We start from the raw sequence: 15,312 nt of genomic DNA, 5'->3' as shown, positions 1-15,312 counted from the left end.
CGCGATGAAATACGTCACTGCCCGGCGCGCGGGCCTCGTTTCCTGCCACGCGTGCGGACGCGTCGAACCGCGCATCCGCTCCATCACGCCGCAGCACTGCACCCGCTGCGGCGCGCAGCTTCACTCGCGCAACCCCGACAGCCTGATGCGCACATGGGCGCTGCTGATCGCCGCCGCGCTGCTGTATATTCCGGCAAATCTGTTGCCGGTCATGCACACGGCGTCGCTGCTCGGTTCCGAAGACGACACCATCATGAGCGGCGTCGTGTATTTCTGGACCTCGGGCGACTGGCCGCTCGCGATCATCGTGTTTGTCGCCAGCATCATGGTGCCGATGCTCAAGCTCTCCGTGCTCGTGCTGCTCACCGTCACCGCGCAGCGCCGCTCGCGCTGGCGGCCCGACCAGCGCACCACGCTGTACCGGATGGTCGAGCGGATCGGCCGCTGGTCGATGCTCGACGTGTTCGTCGTCACGCTGACCGTCGCGCTGGTGCGCTTCAAATCGCTTGCCGTGATTACCGCCGGGCCGGGGGCGATCGCCTTCGGTTCGGTGGTGATTCTGACCATGCTGGCATCCATGCAATTCGATCCACGCCTTATCTGGGACCACGTGGAAGGCAGTACTCAAAAACCTCAGGATCTTCACCATGACTAGCCCGCAAGGACCGACGCCCGCTTCCAGCGATGCGCCGCGCAGCGATTCGAACGGACCGAAGCTGCCGCCGCAATTGCCGGACCCCGAGATCGAGCCGCGCAGCCGCTGGCTGCCGTCGCTCGTCTGGGTGATTCCGCTGATCGCCGCGCTGATCGGCATCGCGCTCGTGATCAAATCGGTCACGGAAAAAGGCCCGACCATCACGATCAGTTTCATCAGCGCCGAAGGTCTCGAACCCGGCAAGACCCAGGTCAAGTACAAGGACGTGACGGTCGGCTCGGTGAAGACCATCACGCTGTCGAAAGACCTGTCGCACGTTCTCGTCGAAGTGCAACTGACCAAGGAAGGCGAACACTTTGCGGTCAAGGATTCGCGCTTCTGGGTGGTGCGGCCACGGGTCGGCGCGAGCGGCGTGTCGGGTTTGACCACGTTGCTTTCCGGCGCTTACATCGGCACCGACGCGGGCCGTTCGACCGATTCCGAGAAAAACTTCGTCGGCCTCGAAACGCCGCCGCCCATTACCGGCGACCAGAAGGGCCATCAGTTCATCCTGCACGGCGACTCGCTCGGCTCGATCGACATCGGCTCGCCGATCTTCTATCGGCGCGTGCAGGTCGGCCAGGTGGTCGGCTTCTCACTGGATAAGGACGGCACCGGCGTGACCATGCAAGTGTTCGTGTCCGCGCCGTTCGACCAGTACGTCGGCACCAACTCACGTTGGTGGCACGCGAGCGGCGTCGATCTGCGGCTCGATTCGAGCGGCTTCAAGCTGAACACGCAATCGCTCGCGACGGTGATCGTCGGCGGTCTGTCGTTCCAGTCGCCGCCGGGTCAGGGCGTCGGCGCGCAGGCGCCGAACAACATGACGTTCCGCCTCGGCTCGGACGAATCGGACGCGATGCGCGAGCCGGACGGCGTGCCGCTGCGCGTGGTGATGAACTTCAACCAGTCGCTGCGCGGGCTGTCGATCGGCGCAACGGTCGATTTCCGCGGCATCGTGCTCGGCCAGGTGACCAACATCGGCATCGACTACGACCCGAAGACGCGCAGCTTCACGATGCCGGTGACGATGAACATCTACCCCGACCGCCTCGGCAAGCGCTTCCGCGAGACCGCGCCGCAGCCGGGCAGCCTGGCGGGCCAGAGCCTGTTGCAGGCGCTCGTCAAGCATGGTCTGCGCGGGCAGTTGCGCACCGGCAATCTGTTGACGAGCCAGTTGTACGTCGCGCTGGATATCTTCCCGAAGGCGCCGCCGGCTACGGTTGATGTCGCCAGCGATCCGCTCGAGTTGCCGACTATTCCGAACACGCTCGACGAGTTGCAGGTTCAGGTCGCCGACATCGCGAAGAAGCTCGACAAGGTTCCGTTCGACCAGATCGGCGACAACCTGAACAGCGCGCTGAAGAACGCCGACGGCCTGTTCAAGCGCCTCGACAAGGAAGTCGTGCCGGAAGCCCGCGACACGCTCGCGGCGGCCAAGCAGACCTTCGGCTCGGCACAGGCGACGTTGCAGCAGGACTCGCCGTTGCAGTCGGATGTTCATCAGGCGTTGCAGGAATTGACGCGCACGTTGCAGTCGCTGAACGCGCTGTCGGATTACCTCGAGCGTCATCCCGAATCGCTGTTGCGCGGTAAATCAGGAGATAAACCATGATGTTTGCCCGGCCCCCCCGCCCGCCGCGCGGGCTCGTCCGCGGCGCTGTGTATGCCGGCGCGTTGGCCGCGCTGGTCGCCATGGCCGCGTGTTCGTCGCCGGCGAGCCGCTTTTACACGCTGGGCGCGGACGGCGCGTCGGCGTCCGCCGCAGCCCCGGCTCCGCTCGCCACGGCCAGAACCTCGGCCGCTCCGGCATGGATGATCGAAGTCGCGCCGATCGACGTGCCGCCGCAAGTCGCGAAGAATCAGCTGGTCGTGCAAACCGGCCCGACCCAAGTCCGGGTGCTCGAAGAGGAGCGCTGGGCGTCGCTGCCCGGCGACGAAATCCGGCGTGCGTTGTCGACCGATCTGACGCAGCAGCTCGGCACCATCGACGTGTACGGCACGGCTCATCCGAATGCGACGCCGGTGTATCGCGTCAGCATGAACGTGCAGCGCTTCGAGTCGTGGCCCGGCTCGCACGCGTTGATCGACGCGGTGTGGAGCGTGCGTTCGGTCAGCAGCAACGCAGTGATGACGTGCCGCAGTGTGGTCAATCAGCCGGTCAGCGGCGGGTATGACGCGCTGGTCGATGGTCATCGGCAGGCGTTGCAGCAGATTTCCGTGCAGGTTGCGTCGGCGGTGAAGGCGATGGCGGCGGTAAATTCGCAGAGCGGTTCTTCTTCGTCGTCTTCGGCCAAAGCCAACGTGATCGTGCCGGCGTGTCCGTCGGCAACCGGCAGCACGGGCACTGGCGCTTGAAGTGTTCGATTCGATCAAACGATTCATCAAGAAATGGCGTGCTTCACGCGACGGCGGTCACCAGCTCGATGCCTTGCTGGCGATCGCCGACCGCACCGCGCCCTACCCCGAACGCAGCGAATGGCTGATCGAACTGGCGCACTGGATTCGCCGGGGCCGCGCGGTGCAACCCGCCGCCGCTGAAAACACGCCATCTCAATCGACCCCGCCGCATACGCGCATCCGTTACCTGCTCCATGTGCTGGACCGCAATCCCGCGTGGAAAGCGAACGTCGCCGGCATTCTGCGCAGGCTGCTGCGTGAAAGCGATGGCCTCTCGCTGCTCTGCGACGCCGGCATGCCGGTGCATTCGGGCTTCTTCGGCGCGTTGTTCGAGCGCCTCGAAGCCTCGCTGATCCCGCCCGCGCCGAACCGCCGCGACCTCACCGCGATCGTCACGCTGATGTTCAGCTCGGAGCGCGACGCCGAATGGATCGCCGCGCTGCCCACCGATCTGCTGATACGCATTCACGCGCTGTTCGACTACGCCGCCGACGGCGACGAGCAGCGCGACGCCACGCCGTTTTCGCTCGACCTGCTGGCCGCGCTGCACAACCTGACCTGCCAGATCAGTTCGACGGGGTTGTCGCAAACGGTGCGCAGCCGCCTGGGCGGCACGCGCGCCGGTCACGACAACGGCGACAACGTGCACGACTCGCACGACGTGAGCGACGCCAGCGACGTCCGCGTGGCGATGGAAAAGCAGCCGTTCTACCGCCTCACGCGCGCGATGCTCGCCGTCGAAGCCGCGCATCACGCGTTCGCGGCCGGCGGTCCGCAGGATCAACTGCTGCGCGAAGTGAACTACCTGCGCCTGCTGCTCGACGAATGCCGTGGCGCCACCGACAAAGTCTTCGCGCACCTGTACCGCAACGGCGTGAGCGTCGACATCGTGTTCCAGGTCGAACGGATGCGCATGCGGATCGTGCGCGCCGAGCATCTACTGAATGCTTGGATGGCGCACGACGATCCGCACGCGAGCGCACGTCTGACCGCCGAACTCGTCAACGCGAATCATGCGAGCCAGAGCGTCGCGCACCTGATGCGCAGCAACTTTTCGCTGCTCGCGCGCAAGGTCGTCGAATACAGCGCGGATACCGGCGAGCACTACATCGCCCGCGACCGCGCCGAGTATCTGAAGATGCTGCGGATGGCGGCCGGCGGCGGACTCGTCACCGTCGTCACGGTCTGCGTGAAGTTCGCGATTACCGGCGCGCATTTCCACGCGATGTTCGAAGGACTGCTGGCCGGCATCAACTACGCGGCCAGCTTCCTGCTGATGCACTTCCTGCACTTCTCGCTCGCCACCAAGCAGCCGGCGATGACCGCACCCACCCTCGCTCGCGAACTCGACGGCGTGGGCACACCTGCGGGTGTCGACAGTTTCGTGAGTTCGGTGACCGCGCTGATGCGCACGCAAGCCGCCGCCGTGCTCGGTAACGTTCTGCTGGTGTTTCCCGTGTGTCTCGGCGTGCAGTTGCTGTGGCATGCGCTGTTTCATGCCGACATCATTTCGCCGGAAAAAGCGCACGCCACACTGCACTCGTTCTCGCTATGGGGACCGACGCCGTTCTACGCCGCGTTGACCGGCGTACTGCTGTGGTCGTCGAGTCTGCTCGCGGGCTGGGCGGACAACTGGTTCGTGCTGCATCGCGTCGCCGATGCGCTCGCCTACAACCGCCGTCTGCGGATCACGCTCGGCGCAGCGGGAGCCGACCGGATCGCACACTTTTGCCGGGCGAACGTGGCAGGGGTCGTCGGCAATATCACGCTCGGCCTGATGCTCGGACTCGTGCCCGCGATCCTGACCGCCTTCGCCTTCTCGTTCGAAGTGCGTCACGTGACGCTCAGCGCCGGTTCGATCGGCGTCGCGCTCGGCGTGCTCGGCAAGGGGGCGCTGAAGCTGCCGGAGTTGTGGTGGGCGGTGGCGGGTGTCGGCAGCATGGCGATTCTCAACGTCGCCGTGAGTTTCGCGCTTGCGTTCTACATGGCGGTGAAATCGCGTGATCTGCGGCGCAATGCGGTGCGCTCGCTGCGCGGTGCGATCTGGCAGCGGGTGTTCCGGCATCCGCTGGAACTGGTGTGGCCGGCGAAAGCGGAGCGCGAAGCGCGGTAAAGCAAACCCGGGCGCGGCGGCTCTAACGAATGAACGGGGCCGCTGCATTGTGCTCGTGCGCAGCCATGAAGCTCAAGCGTGGAACGCGCCCACGGCGTCGCCGGCCCCGATCGGCATGCGCCGCGCCGCACTGCTTGCGCGGCCCTCCACGCAATCCCCCATGGCGCGCCACCTCGACCGCGTACAATAGCGCCTTATCTAACGCCTTCCGGCAACCTCAATGTCCTTCGATTTCTTCCTCCCTTGCCCTCGCGGCCTTGAAGCCTCGCTCGCGACCGAACTCGCCGAAATTGCCGCCAAACATCTGAACGGCGCACAATTCATCGCCGGCGCGCAGGTGCCGGGCGGCGTGCATTTCCGCGGAGGCTGGGCCGCCGGCATGGCCGCCAACCTGCATTCGCGTCTCGCGAGCCGCGTGCTGCTGAAAATCGCGCATCGGCCGTATCGCAGCGAACAGGATATTTACGCGCTCGCCGTCGAACAGCGCTGGGAACAGTGGTTCTCGGCGAACGAAACGCTGCGGGTGGACGTCACCGCGATCAAGTCGCCACTGCGCAGCCTCGAATTCACGACGCTGCGTGTGAAAGATGCGATCTGCGACCGTCTGCGCGAAGTCAGCGGCGCGCGACCGAGCATCGACACCGGCAACCCCGATGTCCGCGTGTTCGCCTTCCTGACCGCGACCGATTGCACGCTCTATCTCGACACCTCGGGCGATCCGCTGTTCAAGCGCGGCTGGCGTCTCGACAAGGGCGCGGCGCCGCTGCGCGAGAACCTCGCGGCAGGCATCCTGCGTCTGACCGGCTGGACCGCCGGCACGCCGCTGTATGACCCGATGTGCGGCAGCGGCACGTTCCTCGCGGAAGCCGCGCAGGTCGCGCTGAACATTGCGCCCGGCGCGGACCGGATGTTCGGCTTCGAGCGCTTCAAGCAATTCGAAACGAAAACCTGGCAGGCGCTGAAGGGCGCCGCGCTGGACGCCAGACACGCAGCGCGCACTTCGCGTGCCGATCTGCAGATTTTCGGCAGCGATATTTCCGGCGACATGCTCGACAAGGCGCGCGCCAACTTCCAGCGCGCCGGCTTGCCGAACATTCCGCTGAAGCAGGTCGACGCGCGCGGCATAACGCCGCCGGGTTCGGACGCGGGCATTCTCGTGGCGAATCCGCCGTATGGCGAGCGGATCGAAGTGCGCGGGCGCAATGCGCGCGGCGAGATTCGCGAAGGTCGCGGCAATCGTGAGAATCGCGACGACGACAGCTTCCACCGCATTCAGGAAGAAGCGCCGGACAGCGAGTTTTTCAAGTTGCTCGGCGACGCGTTGAAGCAGCGCTTCACCGGTTGGCACGCGTTCATTCTGACGTCGGATCGTAAGTTGCCGGGGCAGTTGCGTTTGCGCGAATCGACGAAAACACCGCTGTTCAACGGCGCGCTGGAATGCCGGTTGTTCCGCTTCGATCTGATCGCGGGCAGCGTGCGTCAGCGGCCGCAGAACGATACGCCGGCGGAGTAAAGCCAAGTGCTTCTTGCGCACGTGCTGGTTTTGTCGATGCAATGAAAACCGTAGGGCCTTGGGGCTCTGCGGTTTTTTTTCGTCTGATGCCCACTCACCCTGCTGACACCACGCTGTCAGTAGCCCCCCTGCACACTTCTCTTCACGCCATCCGGCGATTTTCGCGGCTTACCCGCCGTCCACCTTGCAGGGAGAGTGTCATGTCCGCATCATCGAAAGTCATTGCCTGGTTCGAAATTCCTTCCGTCGACTTCGATCGCGCCGTCCGCTTCTACGAAACCGCGCTCGACGTCAAACTCAATCGCCAGCAATTCGGCGATCAGCCGATTGCCGTGTTCAGCTACGACGACCCGGCCACCGGCGGCGCAATCGTCCACAATCCGTCGATGAAGCCCGCCAGCGGCGGCGTCTGCGTTTATCTGACTGCGCAGCCGAATGTCGACGCCGTCCTCGCCCGCATCGAAAAAGCTGGAGGCAAGACCGACGGGCCGGTGATCCAACTGCCGCAGGATATCGGCTACATCGCGTTTTTTACCGATACGGAAGGCAATCGCGTCGGGCTGCATTCGCTGACTAACGGGTGAAATGCGTGGCGGTTTGCGGCGGCGGGCGGTGCTTGCATGAGCCTTCGCCTGTGCGTGGCTGCGGGCGTGCAGTGCAGTGCAGTACAGTGCAGTACAGTGCAGTACCTGTAACGCACCGAGCCGTGGAGCGACGTGACACAGCGCCCGATGAGGCCGGCATGACAAAGCCCCCGCCCCAGCGACCCTTGACCGGAGCGCACCATGCGGCGCTATCATCGCGGAACCGTTCCCGTCCTTTTCTACAAGACGCCCACGATGACGCGCCGCGCCGACCGCCTGTTCCAGATTGCCGAACTGCTGCGCGGACGCCGCCTGACCACCGCGCAGCAACTCGCGGACTGGCTGAACATCTCGCTGCGCACGGTTTATCGCGATGTCCGCGATCTGCAACTGTCGGGCGTGCCGATCGAGGGCGAGGCCGGCATCGGCTACCGGCTGAGCCGCGCGGCGAGCCTGCCGCCGCTCACCTTCACCGTCGATGAACTCGCCGCGCTGGCCGCAGGCGCACGCATGCTCGAATCGTGGGGCGGCGCGGATTTCGCGAGCGGCGCGCGCGGGGCGCTTGCGAAGATCGCATCGGCAATGCCCGCCGACAAGCGCGCGACCATCGACAAGCTGGCGATCTTCGCGCCGTCGTTTCACATCAAGGAAGCGTTTTCCGCGCAACTGGATACGCTGCATCGCGCGATCGACGCACGCCACGTGGTGAGTTTCGCGTACGTCGACGCGAATCACGCGGCGACCGAGCGGCGGGTCTGGCCGCTCGCGCTCGCCTACTGGGGCGCGCGCTGGACGCTCGGCTCATGGTGCGAATTGCGCGGCGATTTCCGCAACTTTTCGCTGGAGAAGATGCGCGATTTGCGGGTGGTGGAGCAGTACCCGGATCAGGAAGGCAGACGGCTCGCTGATCTGTTGCGGCATGTGAATGCGAAGCCGCGGTGAGCGGCGGTTTTTCGGTTCAGGAGTCAGGTCTAAGCTAGCGGAGATACATCGCAGGAGCCCTGCGCGCCGCGATCTCAGGGCTCGCCCTCGCGCCCCGCTCCGCATCGCAAAAAATCGCGAGCCGCAGTCACGCAGCCCGCGATTTCCTCCCGCTCACTCCACCGCCTTCACCATATCTTCGATCACCTTCTTCGCGTCGCCGAACACCATCATCGTCTTGTCCATATAGAACAGATCGTTGTCGAGCCCGGCATAACCCGCCGCCATCGAGCGCTTGTTCACGATGACCGTGCGCGCCTTATAGGCCTCGATAATCGGCATGCCCGCGATCGGCGACTTCGGATCGTTCTTCGCCGCCGGATTCACCACGTCGTTCGCGCCGAGCACCAGCACCACGTCCACCTGGCCGAACTCGCCGTTGATGTCGTCCATCTCGAACACCATGTCGTACGGCACCTCGGCTTCGGCGAGCAGCACGTTCATGTGGCCGGGCATGCGTCCGGCGACCGGGTGAATCGCGTACTTCACCTCGATGCCCTTCTCGACCAGCTTGTCGGTCAACTCCTTCAGCGCATGTTGTGCACGTGCCACGGCGAGCCCGTAGCCCGGCACGATCACCACGGTTTCGGCGTTGCCGAGCATGAACGACGCGTCGTCGGCGGAACCGGATTTGACCGGACGCTGTTCCGTCGATCCACCTGCCGCCGCCGCGCCCGCTTCGTTGCCGAAGCCGCCGAGAATCACGTTGAAGAACGAGCGGTTCATCGCGCGGCACATGATGTACGACAGGATCGCGCCCGACGAGCCGACCAGCGAGCCCGCAATGATCAGCATCGGATTGTTCAGCGAGAAGCCGATGCCCGCCGCCGCCCAGCCCGAATACGAATTCAGCATCGACACGACGACCGGCATATCCGCGCCGCCGATCGGGATGATGATCAGCACGCCGAGCACGAACGCGATGATCGTCATGATGATGAACGGCAGCCACGATTGCGTGAGAAAGAAGATCACGCCGAAGCCGAGCATCGCGATGGCGAGCATCAGGTTGATCAGATGCTGCCCGCTGTACACGACCGGCGCGCCTTGAAACAGCCGGAACTTGTATTTACCCGACAGCTTGCCGAATGCGATCACCGAGCCCGAAAACGTAATCGCGCCGACGAAGGTGCCGATGAACAGTTCGATGCGGTTACCGAACGGCAGGAAGCCCGGCACCGGATACTCGGGATCGACGAGGCCGAATGCGGCCGGTTCCGAGACCACCGCATAGGCAATGCACACGGCTGCGAGACCGATCAGCGAGTGCATGGCCGCGACCAGTTCCGGCATCTTGGTCATCTCGACGCGCGCGGCGACGAACGAGCCGACCGCGCCGCCGACCAGCAATGCGACCAGCAGCAGGCCGAGCCCAAGCCCCAAGTTCGAACCGAGCGCGTTGGCTTCCTTGATGATCAGCGCGATGGTCGTGAGAATCGCAATCGCCATCCCGACCATGCCGAAGGTATTGCCGACGCGCGCCGTCTTCGGATTAGAGAGCCCCTTAAGCGCCTGAATGAAGCAGACCGACGCGACCAGATAAAGCAGCGTGACGACGTTCAGGCTCATTACGCGTTCTCCTTGGCGGTCTTATCGGCGATGAGCTTTTTCGGTTCTTTTTTGCGGAACATCTCCAGCATTCGCCGCGTGACGAGAAAACCGCCGAACACGTTGACCGCCGCGAGCGCGACCGCGAGCGTGCCGAAGAACTTGCCGGGCGTGCCGAGCGTGAGACCCGCAGCGAGCATCGCGCCGACGATCACGATCGCCGAAATCGCATTGGTCACGGCCATCAGCGGCGTGTGCAGCGCGGGCGTGACGTTCCAGACAACGTGGTAGCCGACGTAAATGGCCAGCACGAAGATGATCAGGTTGATGACGGTGTGGTTGATGACTTCCATTGCCACTCTCCTCCCATGCAATTTATAGCGGTCGACCGGAGTTAGCGGGTTCGCGTTCGACTTTGCAACGCACCTGCGCCGGTCCCATGCATCACTGTTGCTCAGCCCTTGCGCGTGACTTCGCCGTCGCGGGCCAGCAGCGTGGCCGCGACGATGTCGTCCGCGAGATCGATGTTCAACGTGCCTTCCTTCGTGATGATCAGCTTGAGGAAGTCGAGCAGGTTGCGCGCATATAAAGACGACGCGTCGGCAGGCACCATCGACGCCAGATTCGTATAGCCGACGATCTGCACGCCATGTCTGATCACCACCTGGTCCGCTTCGGTGAGCGGACAATTGCCGCCGCGCCGGCCTTCGTATTCCGCACCGCGTCCGGCGGCGAGATCGACCAGCACAGAGCCGGGTTTCATCGCCTGCACGGTGTCGACGGAAATCAGCGTGGGTGCGGCGCGCCCGGGGATCAATGCAGTGGAGATCACCACGTCGGCCTGTTTGGCCCGCTCGTGGACCAGCGCCGACTGCCGCGTGAGCCACGACGGCGGCATCGGCCGAGCGTAGCCGCCGACGCCCTGCGCGGCTTCGCGCTCTTCATCGGTTTCGTAAGGCACGTCGAGAAACTTCGCGCCGAGCGATTCGATCTGCTCTTTCACGGCCGGACGCACGTCCGACGCCTCGATCACCGCGCCCAGGCGCTTGGCCGTCGCGATCGCCTGCAAGCCGGCGACGCCCGCGCCGAGAATCAGCACGCGCGCGGCTTTGACGGTGCCGGCGGCGGTCATCAGCATCGGCATGAAGCGGGGATACAGCGTCGCCGCCAGCAACACCGCCTTGTACCCGGCGATATTTGCCTGCGACGACAGCACGTCGAGGCTTTGTGCGCGCGTGGTGCGCGGCGCGGCTTCCAGCGCGAACGCAGTGACGCCCGCTGCGGCGAGTTTTGCGGAATTTTCGGTATTGAACGGGTCAAGCATGCCGACCAGGACAGCGCCGCGTTTTAGCAGCGGCAGTTCGGAATCGGTCGGGGACTGGACTTTGAGGACGAGATCGGCGCCGAAAGCACTTGCCGCGTCGACGATTTCCGCGCCGGCGGCTGTAAAGGCATCGTCAGGAAAGCTTGCACCGGTACCGGCGCCGCTCTGGATCGTGACCCGATGACCCTGGCCCACGTATTTCTTGACCGTTTCAGGCGTCGCGGCGACACGGGTTTCGTGCGCGCGCGTCTCGGCTGGCACTCCGATGTGCATCGTTGTTCCTCCTCGACTTCCTGTTTGACGACAGTTCCGCCGACGAGGCACGCCGGCTTGCAAGTGCAACGGCTAACGCCCCACTTTAACCGAAACCGTCTGTTCGCCAAAACCGGGGACAATACGGGGGCTTCGGCGGATGCGAGGGGCATCGCGGCGCCCAACCCGCTTCCCGGCAGCCCCGGCCTATAAACGGTAAAATGCGCACCCATGAAACCGGAAACCTGGCTGCCGCACGTCACCGTGGCGGCGATTGTCGAGCGTGACGGGCGCTTCCTCGTCGTCGAGGAACATACCGTCGACGGCTTGCGCCTGAACCAGCCCGCCGGCCATCTGGAGGCGGGCGAATCGCTGCTGGACGCGGTGATCCGCGAAACGCTCGAAGAAACGGCCCATCCGTTCGCGCCCGAGGCGCTGGTCGGCATGTACATGACCCATTTCGAGCGTCCCGGCAGTGAGGGCGTCACGTATTTGCGCTTCACCTATTGCGGCGCGAGCGGCGAACCCGACGCGGCGCGCGCACTCGACCCCGATATCGTCCGTACGTTGTGGATGAGCGCCGACGAACTGCGCGCGTGTCCCGAACGGCATCGCACACCGCTCGTCATGCAGTGCATCGACGATTACCTCGCAGGCCGGCGTTTCCCGCTCGACTTCGTGCATACGCATTCGGTCGGGCAAAAAAGGTAGCCGTCACGAGCGGCCATCCCCACGATCCATGCAGTGATGCAGCACCCAGTGAGCACCTTATGAGCAAGCAGAAAGTCGTAGTAGGCATGTCGGGCGGCGTCGATTCGTCGGTTACCGCGTGGCTGCTGAAAGAACAGGGCTACGACGTGGTCGGCCTGTTCATGAAAAACTGGGAAGACGACGACGACAGCGAATACTGCTCGACGCGGCAGGACTGGATCGACGTGGTGTCGGTGGCGGATCTGATCGGTATCGACGTCGAAGCGGTCAATTTCGCATCCGAATACAAGGACCGCGTGTTCGCCGAATTCCTGCGCGAATACTCGGCCGGCCGCACGCCGAATCCGGACGTGCTGTGCAACGCCGAAATCAAGTTCAAGGCCTTCCTCGATCACGCAATGTCGCTCGGCGCGGAAACCATCGCGACCGGCCACTATGCGCGCGTGCGTGAGAACAACGGCCGTTTCGAACTGCTGAAAGCGTTCGATCATACGAAGGATCAGTCGTACTTCCTGCATCGGCTGAATCAGGCCCAGTTGTCGAAGACGCTGTTCCCGCTCGGCGAGATTCCGAAGACCAAGGTGCGCGAAATCGCCGAACAGATCGCTTTGCCGAATGCGAAAAAGAAAGACTCGACCGGCATCTGCTTTATCGGCGAACGGCCGTTCCGCGACTTCCTGAACCGCTATCTGCCGACCCAACCCGGCCCGATGAAAACCACCGACGGCAAGGTCGTCGGCGAACACATCGGTCTCGCGTTCTACACGTTCGGTCAGCGCAAGGGCATCGGCCTCGGCGGCAGCAAGGAAGGCAGCGGCGAACCGTGGTTCGTGGCCGGCAAAGACATTCCGTCGAACACGCTGTACGTCGCGCAAGGGCACGATCACTCGTGGCTGCTGAGCCATACGCTGAGCGCGGGCAACACGAGCTGGGTCGCGGGCGAACCGCCGGCGGACGGCTTCGCGTGCGGCGCGAAAACGCGTTATCGGCAGGCGGATGCGCCGTGCACGTTCAACACGGCGGCCAGCGAAGGCCTCTTCGAACTGACTTTCGACACCGCGCAGTGGGCTGTCACACCAGGGCAATCGGCCGTGCTCTACGATGGCGACGTGTGCCTGGGCGGCGGCATCATCGAACATGCGGTGACGGGGCAGCCGGTCGCGCGTCAGCCGCAAAAAGCGGCGCTGCTGGGCGGCCGTTAAGCGCCGCAGCGGCAGCGGCAGCGGCAGCGGCAGCGGCAGCGGCAGCGGCAGCGAATCGTGAGGTCTGGTCACGTTCGCCGCCGCAGTTTCCTTTTTTGCGTTCAAGCGTTTCGTTTTCAACCTGGCGTATTTTCTTCGCGCCGCACCCACGCCCCGGCGCTCCTGGTCGAGGGCAGCTTCACCATAACAAGCAGTCGCCAGTTTTCCCGCGCGGTGGATTCCGTCTGTGCCGACAGCGTCGACGATCCCGCCGTGACGATCTTCACTGCACTGGAGTCCCCATGTTTTCTCGACGTTATCTGGCCCTGTGGTGCGCAGTTGCGCTGCTGGCCGTCTGCGCGGTGCTCGCCGTCAATCATCATCTTTCGTGGCTGTGCGTGATCGTGCCGCTCGCGCTCGTCGCGCTCGGCGTGTTCGATCTCACCCAGCAACGTCACGCGATTCTGCGCAACTATCCGCTGTGGGGCCATTTCCGTTTCATGTTCGAATTCATTCGACCGGAAATCCGCCAGTATTTCGTTGAAAACGATACCGACGAAAAACCTTTCTCGCGCGTTCAGCGCAGCATCGTTTATCAGCGTGCAAAGAATGACGTGGACAGCCGCCCGTACGGCACCGAACTCGATGTCAAAGCCGTCGCGCACGAATGGATCAGCCACTCGCTCGCACCGACCACGCTCGATAACCACGACTTCCGTGTCGTCGTCGGACCGGATCGCGCGCAACCGTATTCGATGTCGATCTTCAACGTGTCGGCGATGAGCTTCGGCTCGCTGTCGGCGAACGCGATCATGGCGCTGAATCTCGGCGCGAAGAAAGGCAACTTCGCGCACGACACCGGCGAAGGCTCGATGTCGAAATATCACCGCGAACATGGCGGCGACATCATCTGGGAAATCGCGTCGGGCTACTTCGGCTGCCGCAACGATGACGGCACCTTCAGCGCGGAAAAATTCGCGAAGCAGGCCGCCGAGCCGCAAGTGAAGATGATCGAAGTGAAGCTGTCGCAGGGTGCGAAGCCCGGTCACGGCGGCGTGCTGCCCGCCGCGAAGATCACGCCGGAAATCGCCGAAACGCGCGGCGTGCCGATGGGCCGCGACTGCATCTCGCCCGCCACGCACTCCGAGTTTTCGACGCCGCGCGGGCTGCTCGAATTCGTCGATCGCCTGCGCACGCTGTCGGGCGGCAAGCCGACCGGCTTCAAGCTGTGTATCGGACATCCGTGGGAGTTCTTCGGCATTGCGAAGGCGATGCTGGAAACCGGCATCCTGCCGGACTTCATCGTCGTGGATGGCGCGGAAGGCGGCACCGGCGCCGCGCCGCTGGAATTCACCGATCACGTCGGCGTACCGTTGCAGGAAGGGCTGCTGCTGGTTCACAACACGCTAGTCGGGATCGGCCTGCGTCAGCGCATCCGGATCGGCGCGAGCGGCAAGATGATCACCGCGTTCGATATCACAAAGACGCTCGCGATCGGCGCCGACTGGGTCAACGCGGCGCGCGGCTTCATGTTCGCGGTGGGCTGCATCCAGGCGCAAACCTGCCACACCGGACGCTGCCCAACCGGCGTCGCGACTCAGGACCCGGTGCGTCAGCGCGCGCTGGTCGTGCCGGACAAGGCCGACCGCGTGTTCAACTTCCACCACAACACGCTGCACGCCCTGAAGGAAATCATTCAGGCTGCCGGATTGAAGCATCCGGCGGAATTGCGCGCGCATCACATCGTGCGGCGCGTGTCGTCGCATGAAGTGCGGTTGATGTCGGAACTGCTGAAGTATCTGGAACCGAACGATCTGCTGAACAATAAATATCGTTACTCGCTGTTCGAGAAGTACTGGCCGGTCGCGCAAAGCGATTCGTTTTCGCCGAAGGTGGAGTTGGCGGCGACCTGACCGCACGCCGCGACCGATGAGCCGGGGGCCGCACCATGCGGCCCCTTGTCGTTCAAAAACCGCACACGTTCGCGTCCGACCCCGCAAAACGGACACCC

Annotated in this window: 13 protein-coding genes; 10 read left to right on the top strand and 3 right to left on the bottom strand. The window is 64.1% G+C overall.

Annotated elements, in window-relative coordinates; translation table 11 throughout:
• The first annotated feature begins 4 nt into the window (after positions 1-4).
• From ABH945_RS13070 to ABH945_RS13040, 7 genes are all read left to right on the top strand, one after another.
• Positions 5-655 carry a paraquat-inducible protein A gene (locus ABH945_RS13070; protein WP_074763063.1) on the top strand — a complete coding sequence of 217 codons (651 nt, stop codon included), beginning with the start codon at positions 5-7 and terminating at the stop codon, positions 653-655.
• Positions 648-2,309, top strand: a complete 1,662-nt coding sequence (locus ABH945_RS13065; RefSeq protein WP_074763062.1) for an intermembrane transport protein PqiB — start codon at positions 648-650, stop codon at positions 2,307-2,309. Before ABH945_RS13070 ends, ABH945_RS13065 begins: the two co-directional genes overlap by 8 nt.
• Positions 2,306-3,052 (top strand): PqiC family protein, encoded by a 747-nt coding sequence (locus ABH945_RS13060; protein ID WP_429250767.1) that lies wholly within the window; start codon positions 2,306-2,308, stop codon positions 3,050-3,052. The genes ABH945_RS13065 and ABH945_RS13060 overlap by 4 nt, the downstream gene beginning before the upstream one ends.
• A 1-nt stretch (position 3,053) precedes the next feature.
• Complete coding sequence (locus ABH945_RS13055) at positions 3,054-5,207, top strand: site-specific recombinase (protein ID WP_429250766.1); 2,154 nt, start codon at positions 3,054-3,056, stop codon at positions 5,205-5,207.
• Positions 5,208-5,427: 220 nt separating this feature from the next.
• Entirely contained in the window at positions 5,428-6,720 is a 1,293-nt protein-coding gene (locus ABH945_RS13050) for a THUMP domain-containing class I SAM-dependent RNA methyltransferase (RefSeq protein WP_429250765.1), read from the top strand.
• Positions 6,721-6,920: 200 nt separating this feature from the next.
• Positions 6,921-7,304, top strand: coding sequence for a VOC family protein (locus ABH945_RS13045; protein ID WP_429250764.1), 384 nt, complete (start codon positions 6,921-6,923; stop codon positions 7,302-7,304).
• A 201-nt stretch (positions 7,305-7,505) separates the two neighbouring features.
• Positions 7,506-8,246, top strand: a complete 741-nt coding sequence (locus ABH945_RS13040) for a helix-turn-helix transcriptional regulator (RefSeq protein WP_429250763.1) — start codon at positions 7,506-7,508, stop codon at positions 8,244-8,246.
• A 153-nt stretch (positions 8,247-8,399) separates the two neighbouring features.
• On the opposite strand, the gene ABH945_RS13035 is transcribed toward ABH945_RS13040, so the two are convergent.
• The 3 genes from ABH945_RS13035 to ABH945_RS13025 form a co-directional block, all read right to left on the bottom strand.
• Complete coding sequence (locus ABH945_RS13035; protein ID WP_429250762.1) at positions 8,400-9,854, bottom strand: NAD(P)(+) transhydrogenase (Re/Si-specific) subunit beta; 1,455 nt, start codon at positions 9,852-9,854, stop codon at positions 8,400-8,402.
• Positions 9,854-10,186: an NAD(P) transhydrogenase subunit alpha gene (locus tag ABH945_RS13030; protein WP_074763055.1), complete on the bottom strand. Its 333-nt coding sequence runs from the start codon at positions 10,184-10,186 to the stop codon at positions 9,854-9,856. The genes ABH945_RS13035 and ABH945_RS13030 overlap by 1 nt, the downstream gene beginning before the upstream one ends.
• Before the next feature lie 101 nt (positions 10,187-10,287).
• Positions 10,288-11,430: a Re/Si-specific NAD(P)(+) transhydrogenase subunit alpha gene (locus ABH945_RS13025; RefSeq protein WP_429250761.1), complete on the bottom strand. Its 1,143-nt coding sequence runs from the start codon at positions 11,428-11,430 to the stop codon at positions 10,288-10,290.
• 210 nt (positions 11,431-11,640) lie between these two features.
• Here ABH945_RS13025 and ABH945_RS13020 point away from each other — a divergent pair, with 210 nt between their 5' ends.
• The 3 genes from ABH945_RS13020 to ABH945_RS13010 all read left to right on the top strand — a co-directional run bounded on the left by ABH945_RS13020 (position 11,641) and on the right by ABH945_RS13010 (position 15,214).
• Positions 11,641-12,120, top strand: a complete 480-nt coding sequence (locus ABH945_RS13020; RefSeq protein ID WP_074763053.1) for an NUDIX hydrolase — start codon at positions 11,641-11,643, stop codon at positions 12,118-12,120.
• A 59-nt stretch (positions 12,121-12,179) separates the two neighbouring features.
• Positions 12,180-13,322 (top strand): tRNA 2-thiouridine(34) synthase MnmA, encoded by a 1,143-nt coding sequence (mnmA, locus tag ABH945_RS13015; protein WP_429250760.1) that lies wholly within the window; start codon positions 12,180-12,182, stop codon positions 13,320-13,322.
• A 281-nt stretch (positions 13,323-13,603) separates the two neighbouring features.
• The gene (locus tag ABH945_RS13010; RefSeq protein WP_429250759.1) at positions 13,604-15,214 is read left to right on the top strand and encodes an FMN-binding glutamate synthase family protein; all 1,611 of its coding nucleotides are present in this window, start codon (positions 13,604-13,606) and stop codon (positions 15,212-15,214) included.
• Positions 15,215-15,312 lie beyond the last annotated feature (98 nt).

The organism is Paraburkholderia sp. GAS333, assembly GCF_050435665.1.
Classification (GTDB): Bacteria; Pseudomonadota; Gammaproteobacteria; order Burkholderiales; family Burkholderiaceae; genus Paraburkholderia; species Paraburkholderia fungorum_A.
This window is presented reverse-complemented; position numbering and strand designations above follow the sequence as displayed.